Below are 17146 nucleotides of genomic sequence, written 5' to 3'. Positions count from 1 at the left end.
ATTTCAATCATGAAATCGAACAATTATAGTTACGAAATCATTTTTTTGGATGACGGAAGTACAGATGAATCCTGGAAAATTATTTCGGGATTTGCAAATGAGAATCCTAATGTAAAAGGGATTCAATTCATGAAAAATTTCGGAAAATCACAGGCTCTACATGCTGGTTTTGCTAAGGCAAAAGGTGATGTGATTATCACTATGGACGCCGACTTACAAGACAGTCCAGACGAAATTCCAGGCTTGTACGAAATGATTACCAAGCAAAAATATGACTTGGTTTCTGGTTGGAAAAAGAAAAGGTACGACTCGGTTGTTGCTAAAAACATTCCCTCTAAATTATTCAATTGGGCTGCCAGAAAAACATCTGGAGTAGAACTGAATGATTTTAACTGTGGGTTGAAAGCCTACAGAAATGCAGTTGTAAAAAACATCGAAGTTTCTGGCGAAATGCACCGATACATTCCGGTTTTGGCAAAAAATGCCGGCTTTGGAAAAATAGGTGAAAAAATAGTTCAACATCAAGCAAGAAAATATGGGGAAACCAAATTTGGAATGGAACGTTTCATTAATGGTTTCCTGGATTTGATAACGATTTGGTTTCTTTCCCGATTCGGAAAAAGACCGATGCATTTATTTGGTGCGATAGGCTCCTTTATGTTTATCATTGGTTTTGTATCAGCTGCATATATCGGAATTTCAAAGTTATATCATATGTATAACGGAATGAAATACACTTTGGTTACTAATAATCCTTGGTTTTTTATTGCGCTGACCACAATGATTTTGGGAACTCAATTGTTTTTGGCAGGATTTCTTGGCGAAATTATTTTGAGAACCAAACACAATGAAGAACGATATAAAATTTCGACTGAGGTAAATTTTTAGTATATTAGTTTTTAATAAGAATTAAACACTAAAAATTAACTATACATTGACATTATTTAAAATGATTTTTTTGAAATTTGAATACAAAAGATATTGAGCAGTCAAAAACCTAATTGATTTCAATAAATATTAAAAAGTCCATCAAGATCTTTTAAATTAAAAGTAATTAAATGCCCCAAACTGACTAGCCCTGATAGAAGCGACATCCTTTTATTGCCTTTTTCAGGCAAGAAAAGATACAGCGGATAGCAGGAATAGCTCCTAAAAAACTTAATCTGATTTATTTAATAAAAAGATTAACAACTTAAAAAAGAAGTAAACAATGCACATAGCACAAAACATTTTAGACGCAGTAAACGAGTGGTTAACCCCTACGTTTGACAATGAAACGCAAGTTGCCATAAAAGAATTAATGACAACTTCGCCAAAAGAACTTGAAGATAGTTTTTATAAAAACCTGGAATTTGGAACTGGAGGAATGCGAGGAGTTATGGGTGTGGGAAATAACCGCATTAACAAATATACGCTTGGAAAAAATACGCAGGGACTTTCTAATTATTTACATACTGTGTTTCCTGGACAAGCTTTGAAAGTGGTAATCGCTTTTGATTGTCGCCATAACAGTCAATCTCTTGCCAAAGTGGTTGCTGATGTTTTCTCTGCCAATGGGATTCAAGTGTATTTATTTTCGGATTTGAGACCTACGCCAGAATTATCTTTTGCCCTTAAATATTTAGGTTGCCAATGCGGAATTGTATTAACGGCTTCGCACAATCCACCAGAATATAACGGTTACAAAGTATATTGGGAAGATGGTGGACAAATCGTTCCTCCACAAGACGGAGAGATTATTCAAGCAATCGAAAAGCTGAATTATAACGAAATCAATTTTGCTGCTGATGAGAAATTGATACAATATATTGATACCGAAATTGATGAAGCTTTTGTAAAATCATCAGTAGAAAATGCAAGTTTCAATACTCCACAAGAAGCCAAAGATAACTTGAACATTGTGTTTACTTCTTTGCACGGAACTTCGATTACGGCAGTTCCTGCGACTTTGGAAAAAGCGGGTTATAAAAATGTAAATATCGTTCCGGAACAAGCCAAACCTGATGGGAATTTTCCAACAGTAAAATCACCAAATCCAGAAGAACCGGAAGCGTTGACAATGGCACTTGCCTTGGCAGACAAACTAAATGCTGATATTGTTGTTGGTACCGACCCTGATTGTGACCGTTTAGGAGTTGCTGTTCGAAATAACGAAGGTAAACTGATTTTATTAAACGGAAATCAAACGATGATTTTGATGACAGCCTTCTTATTGGAACAATGGAAAAAAGCTGGAAAAATCAACGGAAAACAATTTGTGGGTTCTACCATTGTTTCTACTCCAATGATTTTGGAACTGGCAACTGCTTATGGCGTTGAATGCAAAGTTGGTTTGACAGGCTTTAAATGGATTGCTAAAATGATTAAAGATTTCCCAGAGCTACAATTTATCGGCGGTGGTGAAGAAAGTTTTGGATTTATGGTTGGAGATGCCGTTCGTGATAAAGATGCAGTCGCTGCTACTTTATTAATTTGCGAAGTTGCTGCTCAAGCAAAAGCTAAAGGAAGTTCAGTTTACAATACTTTAATACAATACTATGTTGATCACGGTTTTTACAAAGAACACTTGATTTCTCTAACTAAAAAAGGAAAAGAAGGATTAGCTGAAATCAATCAAATGATGGTTTCTTTACGCGAAAATCCTTTGAAAGAAATCAATGGTCAAAGAGTAGTAATGGTCGAAGATTACAAATCATCTATTGCCAAAAACTTGTTTACCGGTGAAGAAGAAACAATGAATATTCCAAAATCGGACGTATTGATTTATTATACTGAAGATGGTTCTAAAATTTGTGCAAGACCAAGTGGAACTGAACCAAAAATTAAATTTTACATCAGTGTAAAAACCGAGTTAGACAATGCCGCTAACTTTGTTCAGACAGAAAAAGTTCTGGACGAAAAAATTAAAAATATAATTACTGCCATGCAGTTGAACTAATGGACGAAAATTTAAGAAAAATATTTCCCTTTATAAAACCTTATAAATCACATGTAATTTTAAATGTGGTTTATAATGTTTTATATGCGCTTTTTAGTACACTTTCATTTATATCATTGATTCCAATGATGCAGGTGTTATTTGACAAAACAGAAAAAATAACTACTGAACCTGTTTACACTGGAATTTTTAATATCACAAAATTTGCAAACGATTATCTGTATTATTATATCTCTAAACTGTCTGAACAAAGTGGTCCTCAATATGCTTTAGTATTAGTTGTATCTTTGGTTATTTCCACTTTTTTTCTTAAAAACATCTTTAACTATTTAGCTTCAAATCATTTGATGCATTTAAAAAATGGTGTTTTAAAAGATTTGAGAAATACGATGTACAACAAAATTATTGACCTTCCTGTTTCTTATTATTCTGAAAAAAGAAAAGGAGATATTATGGCGCGAATGCTGGGTGATGTTGGTGAAGTTCAGAATTCTTTCTTTGCAATTTTGGAATTAATCGTAAAAGAACCAATGACAATAATATTTACCATTGTTGCCATGTTTGCGATTAGTTTCAAATTAACCATTTTCGTGTTTATATTCATCCCTATCTCGGGATACCTTATTTCTAAAATTGGAAAATCCCTTAAATCCAAATCAGAACGTATTCAATACGAAGGAGGTTATTTAATTTCGATTGTAGAAGAATCACTTTCAGGAATGAAAGTGGTAAAAAGCTATAATGCCGAAAATAGCTTTAAAAATAAGTTTAATGACTCAGTCATGAGATTATTAAAACTTTCAAACAGTATTGGCAAAAAAAACAACCTAGCTTCACCAATGAGTGAATTTATGGGAATTGTTGTGATTGCTATTTTACTTTGGTATGGCGGAAATATGGTATTGGTAGAAAAATTAGCAAATGGCGAACCTATACTTGATGGGGCAAAATTCCTAGCTTATATGGGATTAGCCTACAATATTTTAACTCCGGCCAAATCAATTTCAAAAGCTTCGTATTCTGTTAAAAGCGGTATGGCCGCTGCACAACGTGTATTTGAAGTTTTGGAAGTTGAAAACACAATTACCGACAAGCCAAATGCAATAATCAAGAAAACCTTTGACGATAAGCTTATCATCGAAAATATCAATTTCAAATATGAAGATGAAAATGTTTTACATAACTTTTCATTGGAAGTTCCTAAAGGTAAAACTGTGGCCCTCGTTGGACAGTCTGGAAGTGGAAAAAGTACCATTGCTAACTTATTGACTCGTTTTTATGATGTTCATGAAGGCAATATAAAAATTGACGGTGTTGACATTAAAGACATGACTTTGAATTCGTTGAGAGATTTATTGGGCCTGGTAACGCAGGATTCAATTCTTTTCAACGATACAATTAAAAATAACATCCTCATTGGAAAACCAAATGCTTCTGACGAAGAAATTATAGAGGCATTGAAAGTTGCCAATGCGTACGAATTTGTCAAAGATTTACCGCTTGGAATCGAAACAAACATTGGCGATAGCGGTAACAAACTTTCTGGTGGCCAAAAACAAAGACTTTCTATAGCACGTGCAGTTTTGAAAAATCCTCCAATTATGATTTTGGATGAAGCAACATCTGCTTTGGATACTGAAAGCGAAAAATTTGTACAAGTTGCTCTAGAAAATATGATGCAAAACAGAACTTCAATTGTAATTGCGCACCGATTATCGACTATCCAAAAAGCAGACTTAATTGTTGTTATGAGAAAAGGCAAAATCGTAGAGCAAGGCAAACACGAAGAACTTATCGCAATGAATGGCACTTACAACAAATTGGTAACGATGCAAACACTTGAATAATTAAACTTCAATTAGGATTATAATTCAAAAGCAATGTATCTTAATAATCCAAACATAAAACTTCCACAAGATCCGGATACCATTATATGGAAATATCTGGACTTGTCGAAGTTTTTGGATTTATTGCTGTCGCGAAAGTTATTCATGTCCCGATCTGATAAATTTGAGGATCAATATGAAGGTACTTTTAGTGAGCCAACTTATGAAGAGATTAAAAAACTGTCGATAGACAATCCTGATTTTTTGCATTTTTATAAAACTCATCGGGAGAAAGTCGCCATTAGTAGCTGGCACATCAATGAATATGAATCTTTTGCGATGTGGCAAATTTTTACTCAAAACAGCGAAGGACTGGCCATACAATCAACTGTAAAAAGGCTTCAAAATTCTTTAAACCCTGAAAAAAATTTCAAACAATATATTGGCGAAGTAAATTATATCGATTACAAAAAAGAATATATTCCTTTTGATGATATGTTTTTCCCATTTTTATTCAAACGAAAAAGCTTTCAATATGAACGTGAAATACGCATCATTACTGACGTAGCCGATAGCAACATTAAACTAAATGATGGTTTAAAAATAAATGTAGACATTAGCCAATTGATCGAAAGGATATACATTCATCCTAAATCAGAGAATTGGTATAAAAATTTGGTCATTCAACTGGTAAAACAATTGGGATTTGATTTTCAAATAGAAAAATCAGATTTGGAAAGTGATATTTTGATTTAATTTTAAATCGGATTATAGGTTTTAACATCCCATTCCTTAGCAGTCAAATCGATGTAATTATAATGAACGACATCTTTGCTGTCAAATTTTCCGTTTTTATTGGTGTCTTCTACTGTTCTAAAATATAGACGATTCTGAGATTCAACCAAATTCCAATCTATCAATTCCTGGAAATCAACAGAAACTTTAGTGAATTTTTCTCCACTAATTTTACTCAAATATAAAGTTGTAATATCACTTACATCAAGTTTCCCGTCTTTATTGGTGTCCATATCCATTAGTGTATAGACCATAATTTGTTTATTGATTTTATCGGAAACCTTTTTTAAGTACGTTGCAGTTTGAATCAAAACAGGTTTATCTGTCAATGCTTTTATTGAATCGGATCCTATTTCTTGGAATTTTAGATTTTGTAAATAACCTGTAATCTGGTATTCGGAAGTATTTGATATTGTAAAACTCAAATCATTCACACTCGAAGAACCATATTTGTTTTTGGCACCTTTATCATAAATACTCAAGTCACCAACGGGATGAATCAAATAATTCGTTCCTTCCATTTGTATTGGCAAATCAGCAATTTTTATTTGGCTCGTATCAACTTTCGTGAGTTCCTTTCCTGCTCTTGTAGCATCATAAGTTACTTTTGGCTTTTCTGTTTCTTCTTTACAGCTTGCTAAAAATAAAAGTGAGATTCCAATACAAACAAAATGTGATCTTCTCATAATAACTTTAATATTTAAAATAAACTCAAATGTAATGATTTTTAAAAATGAAAAACGAAATAAACCACAGATTTATTCATGATACAGGTACTAACATGCATTAATACTACAATCTTGCATTCATCTTCAAATTAAATACTCTACTTGTCATATAATTTGGAATAGCATATTCTGTTTTGGTATACACATCCCGAACCCAAGTATTTGTTATTGCATTTTGATTATTAAAAAGATTAAAAATTTCAAACCCTAAAGACAATTCTTTAAAATGCTTAAAAAATTTCTTTGTCGACATTCCAACTTTCTGATCAATAAAAACTTTAGAAAAACCAACATCAGCTCTGCGATAATCATTTAATCGGTTTTGATACAAATATGGATCCGAATATGATGGGGAACCGCCAGGCAATCCAGTATTGTAAACCAAATTCAGATACAATTTAAGACTTGGAATTTTAGGCATATAATCCTGAAACAAAAGACCAAACTTCAATCGTTGATCGGTTGGTCTGGCGATATATCCTTTGTCATCTATATTTTCTTCCGTTTTTAAATAGCCAAAACTAACCCAAGAATCCGTTCCAGGAACAAATTCCCCATTAAGTCGAAGGTCTAAACCTTGAGCATAAGCGACAGCATTGTTGTTGGCAGCATATCGTATCCTTACATTATCAACAGTATACGTATTTACATCAGTCATATTTTTGTAATAAGCTTCGGTTACCAACTTAAAGGGGCGTTTCCACATTTTGAAACTGTAATCATTTGCCAAAACAATGTTTAAAGATTTTTGAGCTTTGGTATCTGGCAAAACAACTCCATTATAATCCCTCAATTCTCTATAAAATGGAGGTTGATTATAAAGTCCGACAGTAAACCTGAAAAGCATATCTTTTTTCCAATCTGGCTTTATGGCAAATTGGGCTCTTGGACTGAAAACCGTTTGCAAATTTCCGTCAAGATTGTCACCAGAAACTTCCCAAGTTTGCATACGTACTCCCAAATTGTACCATATTTCATTTGTTCCAACAACATCTTTTCGGCTCCATTGTCCATAAGCCGAGAACCTGTCGATATCTGTAAAATTAATAGCTCTTACAGATTGATATGGAACTAATAATCCTGAATAAGGTTGATAAGGTTCATTATTTTTAGGCAAAATAATTGGCGGTCTTATTGAGAATCCAGCTGAGTCAATTACTTCCCATTCTGAAATTCGATCATGAATGGATTCTTTAGTATACTTCACTCCCCATTCAATTTGATTTTGCCTCCAATTTTTTAGGCCTTTTATCTCTAAATTAGCAATTAAAGCATCCAAATCATTGCGGGCGTGATTCAGCTGAGAGCCGACTCCTCTTGTATACTGAATATCGCCATAAGTATAAGAACCGATATTTGTATCCACTTCGCCCAGTCGGTATTGTGCCAAAATATCGAAATATTCTTGTTCAATCGTATGAAAAACTGAGCCTATAAATTTTAAAGAAAAACTATCGCTCACTTGATAAGTGGTTTTTACAGCACCAAAATAAGTTTTGTAAATATCTTTTTCTTTTCCCTGATAATAAACCGCTAGCGCCATTGGAGCATCTGTCGTACCAAAGTTAGTCTGACGAGTTAGTGGCTCATATAAATAGTTGTTCTGCGAAATATTTCCTAAAAAACTCCATTGCCATTTTGCCGAAGCTTTATAATTAATATTTGTCTGAATATCAGCAAAAGTTGGTGTATAATTCGTTTCTGTATCTTGACTATTTACGAGAAGGCTATTATTTCTATATCGGACACCGGTAACAGCAGACCATTTTTTGTTTTTAGAAACTGCATCAAATGCAAGGCTTCCGCCAAGGAAACTCATTTCGAGTGCTGCTCCAAATTGTGTTGGGTTTCTATAAGTAATATCTAAAACGGATGACATTTTATCCCCATATTTTGCCTGGAAACCACCAGCCGAAAAATCAATATTTTGCACCAAATCGGTATTAACAAAACTCAATCCTTCTTGTTGTCCTGAGCGTATCAAAAACGGGCGATACACTTCCATTTCATTTACATAAACCAAATTTTCATCGTAATTTCCGCCACGCACACTGTATTGAGTACTTAATTCGTTATTGGAATTTACACCTGGCAATGTTTTCAAAACATTCTCGATTCCAGCATTCGCACCAGGAATAGACCGAATATCTTTGGCTTCAAAAGTGAGGATTCCTTGAACTGATTTTTTTTTATTATTAATTACCACTTCCCCCATTTGCTCCTCTTTATCATTCATATATATATTAAATACATATACTTCTTTTGGTTTTAAAGAGACTTTTAGAGTGGCTTTTTTTAAAGAAATATGAGTAAATTCGAGAGTAACATTTTGATTAGACTGAATCGCAATTTGATAAAATCCATTCTTGTCTGATTGAACAGAAGCATTGGAACAATAAACATTTACGCCTTCAATAGGACTGTTTTTTTCGTCCAAAATAATTCCTTTTACAAAAGCAGTCTGAGCAAAAGAAGTTATTCCCACGCAGAAAAAAACAACGCAACACAATGATTTAAAAATATTCAACTTATTTAATTTTATTATTTTTTATTTCTTATAAAATGAGTTTCAAAGGTAGAAGAATTACCTACATTATCAACTACAACAACTTTTAATGTATTTTCACCCTCAGCAACAATTCCATCGCTAAAATCATGTGTTAAAAGGCCTGTTTTATTATCATACTCCATCAAAATCCATTTCTCATTAAGATAACCATTGTAAGATTGAATTCCGGACAAACCATCCGAAATCCAAACCTGAACCGTTTTTTGATTGTCTAATATTTTGCCTTCAATAGGTTTTGAAATTTTTATAACCGGAGCAACTGTATCCAAAACCAATTTATACTGACCAAGTGTCTTAACTCGTGTTTCATAAATATTATCTTTTTCACGAGTTGAATTGTAACTTACCCCATTTCCAGATATTCTACCTATAAAAACTTTATCTTTTTTACCGGTATAGCTATCATTTTCCATTGTAATTGTAAAATTGGTATGTGCAGGAACAGTATCATCATGAACTGTCAAAATATTATTTTTGAATTCAAAATTCAGATCAAAGTCGTTATAAAACGTTCCAGCAGGAAAAAAAACTGAATTTTTATCTTTTTCAAAAAAGCAATCTCTAGATGCTTTAACCACATAATTGGCGATAACTGGCTCTTTTTCAATAATTGTCGAAAGCGAATCATATTCAACCGGAATTGAAATTATAGTTTTATTTCCATAAAAATCTGAAACTTCCAAACGGCAAAGCGAAGTCAAATTCGGCAATACATCAATTACACCATTGGTTTCATCAGTTTTTATAATACTCAAATTATAAGGAGGATTCATGAATAACTTTTGAATCCTTTGGCTTGCTTTTTTATAAAATGAATAATCTATCAAAGCATTCACATACCGCATTTCATCAAAAGCATACGTATTAAACTGATATTCAAAAATAGATTTTCCGTTACAAAATAAATCGACATCAAAAGAGCCATTTTTATTAAATGAAACATCATCGTAATCGAAGGTTGTAATTCCAAAACCAATTTTTCCATTAGCAATAACTTTATCCGCCAGATAAGTTCCATCTTTTTGCAACGATAAATTAATTGGAATTCGGCGTTGTGACTTATTAACTGTTGTTTTGGAGTCTAATGGATAAACATACAAGTTCGAAACAATTGGTTTTTTGGTATCTTCCATCAACGAATCAAAACCAAAAAACATTGGATTGATAATTTTTTCGGTTTTGGTATCTCTAAATTCAAAATGCAAATGAGGACCTTCGGAAGCACCAGTATTTCCCGACAATGCAATCAACTGACCTTTTTTTACAAGTAATTGATTAGGTTTTAAATACATATCAATTTCAAAAGCTTGTTCTCTATAATGTGCTTTCTTTATAAAACTTTCGATGGAATCGGTGGCTTTTTGCAAATGTGCATATACTGTCGTATATCCATTTGGATGATCAATGTAAATGGTTTTTCCGTTACCAAAGGTCGAAATTTTGATTCTGGATACGTATCCATCGGCAGCTGCATAGACGTTTAAACCTTCTTTTTGAAGCGTTTTCATATCAAAACCAGCATGGAAATGGTTTGGTCTCAATTCTCCAAAATTTCCTGATAATTTTAATGGAATATCCAGTGGAGCAGAAAAATAATTTTTTGGGTAATCAACTTGTGCAAAAAGAGCAGAAGAGAATAGTATGAAAAAAAAGGAAAATTTCATGAAATACATTTTTGCTAAGATAAAAAAAGGAAGCAGAACCAACAAGGTAAAATCAAATCAAATATAAAAAACTGATTTTCAGTAAATTAATTAATTTAATGTAAAAAAATCAATAAAATATTGTAATAATAAAAAGGAATACTAACTTTGTAAGATTAAGTAATGAACAGGAATTATAATGAGTGTGATTGCAGAAATAATTGATACTCTTGAAAATAAGATTGGAAAACTTTTTCTAAAAATAAAAAGTTTAGAAAAAAGCAATCAGGATTTACAACTGGAGTTAAAAAACGCTGCTGTGCTTGTGCAAAATCAATCTAAAGAGATTGAAACGCTAAAATCACAATTAGAAACACTCAAAATAGCCAATGCATTATTAGGCAGTGACGACAATAAAAGAGATACAAAGCTTAAAATAAATTCAATAATTCGTGAAATTGATTACTGTATAGCCCAGCTATCAGATTAATAAAAAATTATGGACGAAAAGCTTAAAATTAAAATATCAATTGCAGACAGAGTCTATCCATTAACGGTGGATTTCTCTCAGGAAGAAGGACTTAGAAGTGCTTCAAAAAAAATTGATGCAATGATTAAGCAATTTGAAGAAAATTATGCTGTAAGAGATAAACAAGACGTTTTGGCAATGTGTGCCTTACAATTCGCTTCTCAAGTAGAACAAAAACAAATTGACAATGCAATAAATGGCAACGAAACCATTGAAAGATTAAACAAAATCAATTTACTTTTGGACGAATATCTCGAAAATTAACGTTCTTTACATAGACTAAGATACTGCCTACATTAGTTCATATTGGTAAACTCAACACTAACAATTTAGAATGAGCAAATCATCACTACTAAAGCATGCCACGCTTCGGCGAGGAAACTTGAACAGTGAGTTAGCTCAAAACTTGTCTTTTCGAGTTTATACAACTTCTAATGTAGGCTTTTTTTATATATAAATTTTTAATTAACATGGACATCATAACAATAATTATTTCAGGAATTGCAGGTGTTGCGCTAGGATTTGGGATCGCCAAGATCATAGAAAAAAGCAATATCTCTAATTTAATTAAAAGCGCAAAAAAAGAGGCCGCTTCTATTTTAAAAGATGCCAACCTAGAGGCTGAAAACATTAAAAAAGATAAAATTCTTCAAGCAAAAGAAAAATTCATCGAATTAAAAGCTGAACACGAACAAGTAATTTTAGCACGAGACAAAAAAGTTGCTGAAGTAGAAAAAAGAGTTCGCGACAAAGAATCACAAGTTTCAAATGAATTATCAAAAGCCAAAAAAATAAATGATGAATTTGAAGCAAAAACAGAAGAATACAACGCGAAAATAGAAAATTTAGAGAAAAAACAACTAGAGGTTGACAGGTTACACAAAAGCCAATTGCAACAATTAGAAGTAATTTCCGGATTATCTGCTGAAGAAGCAAAGGAACAACTTGTAGAAGGTTTAAAAGCTGAAGCAAAAAGCAAAGCAATGTCTCACATTCAAGACACTATTGAAGAGGCAAAATTAACAGCACAACAAGAAGCTAAAAAAATCATCATCAACACTATTCAAAGAGTTGGAACTGAGGAAGCTGTAGAAAACTGCGTTTCAGTATTCAACATTGAATCAGATGATGTAAAAGGTAGAATCATTGGACGTGAAGGTAGAAACATTAGAGCTCTTGAAGCTGCAACCGGAGTAGAAATTATTGTAGACGATACCCCAGAAGCAATTATCTTATCATGTTTTGATCCAGTTCGTAGAGAAATTGCTCGTTTAGCATTACACAAATTGGTTACAGACGGACGTATTCACCCAGCTCGTATTGAAGAAGTTGTTGCTAAAACTACTAAACAAATTGATGATGAAATCATTGAAGTTGGTAAACGTACGGTTATAGATTTAGGAATCCACGGATTACACCCAGAATTGATAAAAGTGGTAGGTAGAATGAAATACCGATCTTCTTACGGACAAAATTTATTACAACACTCTCGTGAAGTTTCTAAACTTTGTGGAATCATGGCTGCTGAATTAGGATTGAATGTAAAACTGGCTAAAAGAGCTGGTTTACTTCACGATATTGGTAAAGTTCCAGATACCGAAAGCGATTTACCACACGCTTTATTAGGAATGCAATGGGCTGAGAAATATGGCGAAAAAGAAGAGGTTTGCAACGCAATAGGTGCTCACCACGATGAAATCGAAATGAAATCATTGTTATCTCCAATTATTCAGGTTTGTGATGCTATTTCTGGGGCGAGACCTGGGGCGAGACGACAAGTTTTAGATTCGTACATCCAACGTTTGAAAGACCTTGAAGAAGTCGCTTACGGATTCGGTGGTGTGAAAAATGCTTATGCTATCCAAGCAGGTAGAGAGCTTCGTGTAATTGTTGAAAGTGAAAAAGTATCTGATGAGAATGCAGCTAGTTTATCATTTGAAATATCACAAAAAATTCAGACTGAGATGACTTATCCAGGTCAGGTAAAAGTTACTGTAATTAGAGAAACAAGAGCTGTAAATATAGCAAAATAAGGAATTATAAATTCCAAATTTAAAATTCCAAATTCCAATGTTTAGATTAAACGATTGGAATTTGGAATTTTTTTATTGATTTTTTTTGACAAAATTATTATCCTTTTTTAAAATAAACTTTAAAAGTTGTTCCAAAATTTAAAGTACTTTCTACCTCGATTTTTCCTCCCATATTTTCAATCTGATTTTTGGTTAAATACAGACCTACTCCTCTGGCATCATTATTTCTATGAAACGTTTTATACAATCCAAAAATAGAATCTCTATGCTTTTCCAGATCAATTCCCAATCCATTATCTTTTACGTTTAAAACCACAAAATCTTCATTCACTTCAGTGGTAAAGATTATTTTAGGTTCTTTTGCTGGATCTGAATATTTAATGGCATTGGTCAATAGGTTGAGCATTATACTTTCCAAATAAGCCGGTATACAGAAGATCTCAGCAGTATCTGGGACATAATTCAAAACCTGGATTTTTTTATATTTGATAGATTCAGATAAAACATCCAGTACTTTATCAATAAAACTATTGATTTTTAAGAGCTGCATATTATCTTCTCTCTCGGTATAAATACTAACCAGATCATTAAGGTTTTCAATGGTCGAGAACAACTCGTCAGATACAATTTGAATATTATTTAATGTATCCGATTCTGACAAAAGATTTTCTTTATGTAAATCCAGTAATGACTTTATATTTCCGCTATGCGTTCTTAAATTATGAGAAACAATATGAGCGAAATTAAGCAATTTGTTATTCTGAGTATTTACAATTTCGAGCATTTTAGCCAACTCTATTTCTTTTTCTTTTTGCACTGAGATATCGGTGTGTGTACCTACGATTCGCAATGGTTTTCCATTTTCGTCTCTTTCAATAACTTTCCCCCTGTCCAAAATCCATTTGTATCTACCCGAACAAAGAACCCGATGGCAGGTTTCATAAAATGGAATTTTGTTGTCAAAATGTAAATTGATATTACCGTAATATTCTTCACGATCATCTGGATGCACTCTTTCGTCCCATTCTTCGGGAGAACCTACCAAATCAGATTCTGTTAGCTCTAAAATCTTCATTGATTCGGATGAATAATAAACTTTATTGGTAATTAAATCCCAATCCCAAACTCCCCTATCCGAAGCTTGTACCGCAAAATGATATCTTTCGTCAGCAACTTTTAGTCTAATCTCTTGTTCTTTCACAATAGTTATATCCGAAATTAGTCCGTAAAAAACTATTTCGCCTGCATCATTTTTTTTGGGTGTTGCATCAATACGAATCCATTTGTAACCACTTTCTGGAAGTAACAACCTAAAATCAATCTCCCATTTTTCGTTACCCGAAATGGCCTTTTCATAGGAATCCAAAAATATTTTTAAATCTGGTTCGTAAATTTTGTAATGAGATAAGTTATAGGAATCTTCCAAAAATTCATTTATTGAAAATTCATCTAAAAACTCAATTGGTTTACTCAAAAAGTCAACCGAAATATGCTCATCTGCATTTACTCTAATTTGGAAAATTATATTAGGAAGTTGTTTTATTAAACTTTCGTATAATTTATTTAAATCTTCGGGGTTTTTGTTAGCTGTAAAGATCATATTGAGGGAATCTCTTAATTTAATTACAAAAATATCGAAAGTAAAATAGATATTATTACAAAAAGATTAATAATTTATCTCCAAAATTACTTTCTTGGATGGTAAGTATTGATCACTTCTGTCAAATATTTTCTATCCAAATGAACGTAGATCTCCGTCGTAGTAATAGATTCGTGACCAAGCATTAACTGAATCGAACGCAAATCAGCTCCATTTTCTAAAAGATGAGTTGCAAAGGAATGCCTAAATGTATGTGGACTAATTTTTTTGTTCAAATTAATTTTTACAGCCAAATCTTTAATAATTGTAAAAATCATAGCTCTAGTGAGTTGTCGCCCTCTTCTATTGAGAAACAATATATCTTCAAAGCCTTTTTGAATATTCAGATGACTACGAGTGGTATTTTTATAAATCTCAATATATTTTTGAGTGAGCTCTCCAATGGGTACAAAGCGTTGCTTATTTCCTTTTCCAGTTATTTTCAAAAAACCTTCATCAAAAAACAAATCGGATATTTTTAAGGCAACCAATTCCGAAACCCGAAGTCCGCAACCGTATAAAGTTTCCAATAAAGCACGATTGCGTTCTCCTTCATTAGAGCTCAAATCAATAGCAGAAATTAATGCGTCGATTTCTTCAACAGCCAAAGTATCTGGTAATTTTCGTCCTGTTTTTGGAGATTCTATTAATTCTAAGGGATTGTCATTCCTCAAATCTTCAAATATTAGATATGAAAAGAAGCTTTTCAGTCCTGAAATAATTCGCGCCTGGGATCTTGGATTTACTTCTTTGGAAACTGAATAAATGAATTGTTGAAGCGTTTCTTCATTAATTTTTAAAGGGGAAACGGCTATTTGATTGGTTTCTAAAAAAAGACATAACCGCTCGATGTCGAAACTGTAGTTTTCTATAGTATTTTTAGACAAACCACGTTCAATTCGGAGATACGATTGATACTCTTTTATATATTTATTCCAATTCATAGTGGCAAAGTAAAACATTTTTAGGCATAAAAAAACCTTCCCGATTAGGAGAAGGTTCTTTTAATGTATTTATGCAAATATTAGAAGTGCAATGCAAATCCAATGTTGAATTGTAAGTAGCTATCAGCAACTTTATCATCCAATGTAACATTATAACGAAGACCTGGCTCAAGAGATACATTAGATCCTAAAAACCAAGCATAACCTCCTTGTAAACCAATAAAAGAAGGATTTTTATAATAATCTTTGTCACTTACCCCATTGTAAGAAACCTCTAATGGAAATTTGTTTACAACATAATATTTTGCTCCAATTTTGTAAGCAAAAGAATTGTTATCACTTCCATCATCTCCAAAACCTAAACCTAGCTTTAAAGCTAAATTATCAGCTACAAAGTAACCAGCTTCACCACCAATATTCCAAGTAGTGTCTCCATCAGAAGAAGCTAATTGAAAGCTTGTGTTACCAACATTACCAGCGCCAAAAGCAGTGTTAGCTTCAATAAGCCATTTTCCTTTAGCTGTTTGTTCTTGTGCATTTGCAAAACCAAATGCTAAAACCGCAATCATAGATAAAATAATCTTTTTCATTCTTTTATTTTTTTTGTGTTTATCCAGCGAAATTAATATAAAATGATATATCCGCAAAGAAAACAATATATATATTTCTTACTAATTAATTCATAATTAATAAGAATTTGATAGTCAAACAATTATGAGTGATAATAATTTTAAAGATGTAAGGGAAATAATATTAATTGATAATTATCCCAATAACATTGCAAAAAAAACCTCTCGAATTGAGAGGGAATTATAAATATCAAAAAATTTTTAATATCACCATTTATATAGTAATCCAAATTTTGGTTGAGCAAAAATGTTATTGAACAAATTGATATTAATGACCAAATCGTTTGTATTGTCCCCATTTTCGGGGCGTGTATTGTTATAGCTCAGAATTTCGGCGATTGTAAAAGATACCGCCCATTTTGGAGAGAAAAAATAATTTAGTCCTACATCTAAATTAGCTTTGATGCCGTTATTTACACTAGATGAATTGTCTAAATAATCCAATTGAGTATGGTTATATCCCAATCCGATTTCACCATAAGCTTTAAAATTACCCAAACTCAAAAAATAATTTCTCACAAACAGCCCGATTCCCAACGAACTTGATTTGTCTAGATTATTGCTATTTGGCATATAAGAAATAGCCGCATAATTTATATCGGCACCAACTGCCCATCTTTTATTCAAAAAATATCCAAATTTGGGAGTCATTGCAAAGTAATCGTCACTACTGTCTCCGGTTGTTAGACTAATTCCGCCTTCAAGCCATTTATCGCCTCTTGTAAAAGTTGCTTTTGGCATTTCGGAATCTTGAGCATTTGCAAAATTAATGGCAAATACAGTTACTAATAATAAAAATCTTTTTTCCATTCTTTTTGTTTTTGCTTGTTATCATTAAAGTAAATGTACGAAAACCTATTAATTTTTTTATTA

The 17146-nt window shown here is 32.5% G+C and carries 14 protein-coding genes; 7 read left to right on the top strand and 7 right to left on the bottom strand.

The genetic code is table 11. The features are described from left to right. From VLC96_RS06900 to VLC96_RS06885, 4 genes are all read left to right on the top strand, one after another. On the top strand, positions 1-888 hold an 888-nt coding region (locus VLC96_RS06900), incomplete at its 5' end, for a glycosyltransferase family 2 protein (RefSeq protein ID WP_325261619.1). 322 nt (positions 889-1210) lie between these two features. Further along, positions 1211-2938 (top strand): phospho-sugar mutase, encoded by a 1728-nt coding sequence (locus VLC96_RS06895; protein WP_325261617.1) that lies wholly within the window; start codon positions 1211-1213, stop codon positions 2936-2938. Further along, the gene (locus VLC96_RS06890) at positions 2938-4785 is read left to right on the top strand and encodes an ABC transporter ATP-binding protein (protein WP_325261616.1); all 1848 of its coding nucleotides are present in this window, start codon (positions 2938-2940) and stop codon (positions 4783-4785) included. Before VLC96_RS06895 ends, VLC96_RS06890 begins: the two co-directional genes overlap by 1 nt. 33 nt (positions 4786-4818) lie before the next feature. Beyond that, on the top strand, positions 4819-5520 hold the full coding sequence (locus VLC96_RS06885; protein WP_325261614.1) for a DUF2971 domain-containing protein: 702 nt from the start codon (positions 4819-4821) through the stop codon (positions 5518-5520). Between the two features lie 2 nt (positions 5521-5522). On the opposite strand, the gene VLC96_RS06880 is transcribed toward VLC96_RS06885, so the two are convergent. The 3 genes from VLC96_RS06880 to VLC96_RS06870 form a co-directional block, all read right to left on the bottom strand. Beyond that, entirely contained in the window at positions 5523-6245 is a 723-nt protein-coding gene (locus tag VLC96_RS06880) for a hypothetical protein (RefSeq protein ID WP_325261612.1), read from the bottom strand. A gap of 106 nt (positions 6246-6351) precedes the next feature. Further along, on the bottom strand, positions 6352-8814 hold the full coding sequence (locus tag VLC96_RS06875; RefSeq protein ID WP_325261611.1) for a TonB-dependent receptor plug domain-containing protein: 2463 nt from the start codon (positions 8812-8814) through the stop codon (positions 6352-6354). 14 nt (positions 8815-8828) lie between these two features. Further along, the gene (locus tag VLC96_RS06870) at positions 8829-10520 is read right to left on the bottom strand and encodes a M23 family metallopeptidase (protein ID WP_325261609.1); all 1692 of its coding nucleotides are present in this window, start codon (positions 10518-10520) and stop codon (positions 8829-8831) included. A 178-nt stretch (positions 10521-10698) separates the two neighbouring features. Here VLC96_RS06870 and VLC96_RS06865 point away from each other — a divergent pair, with 178 nt between their 5' ends. From VLC96_RS06865 to rny, 3 genes are all read left to right on the top strand, one after another. Then, the gene (locus VLC96_RS06865) at positions 10699-10989 is read left to right on the top strand and encodes a hypothetical protein (RefSeq protein ID WP_325261607.1); all 291 of its coding nucleotides are present in this window, start codon (positions 10699-10701) and stop codon (positions 10987-10989) included. Positions 10990-10998: 9 nt separating this feature from the next. Beyond that, on the top strand, positions 10999-11292 hold the full coding sequence (locus VLC96_RS06860) for a cell division protein ZapA (protein ID WP_325261605.1): 294 nt from the start codon (positions 10999-11001) through the stop codon (positions 11290-11292). A gap of 206 nt (positions 11293-11498) precedes the next feature. Further along, entirely contained in the window at positions 11499-13061 is a 1563-nt protein-coding gene (gene rny / locus VLC96_RS06855; RefSeq protein ID WP_325261604.1) for a ribonuclease Y, read from the top strand. 97 nt (positions 13062-13158) lie between these two features. Here rny and VLC96_RS06850 read toward each other — a convergent pair whose 3' ends face one another. The 4 genes from VLC96_RS06850 to VLC96_RS06835 form a co-directional block, all read right to left on the bottom strand. Continuing rightward, positions 13159-14661 (bottom strand): PAS domain-containing sensor histidine kinase, encoded by a 1503-nt coding sequence (locus tag VLC96_RS06850; protein ID WP_325261602.1) that lies wholly within the window; start codon positions 14659-14661, stop codon positions 13159-13161. Between the two features lie 86 nt (positions 14662-14747). After that, complete coding sequence (gene xerD / locus VLC96_RS06845) at positions 14748-15644, bottom strand: site-specific tyrosine recombinase XerD (protein ID WP_325261623.1); 897 nt, start codon at positions 15642-15644, stop codon at positions 14748-14750. Between the two features lie 80 nt (positions 15645-15724). Continuing rightward, on the bottom strand, positions 15725-16234 hold the full coding sequence (locus VLC96_RS06840; RefSeq protein WP_325261601.1) for a putative outer membrane beta-barrel protein: 510 nt from the start codon (positions 16232-16234) through the stop codon (positions 15725-15727). A gap of 246 nt (positions 16235-16480) precedes the next feature. Next, positions 16481-17083: an outer membrane beta-barrel protein gene (locus VLC96_RS06835; RefSeq protein ID WP_325261599.1), complete on the bottom strand. Its 603-nt coding sequence runs from the start codon at positions 17081-17083 to the stop codon at positions 16481-16483. Between the last annotated feature and the right edge of the window lie 63 nt (positions 17084-17146).

The organism is Flavobacterium sp. (assembly GCF_035456085.1).
GTDB lineage: Bacteria > Bacteroidota > Bacteroidia > Flavobacteriales > Flavobacteriaceae > Flavobacterium.
Note: the sequence above shows the minus strand (reverse complement) of the source record. Positions and strands in the feature narration are given on the sequence as shown.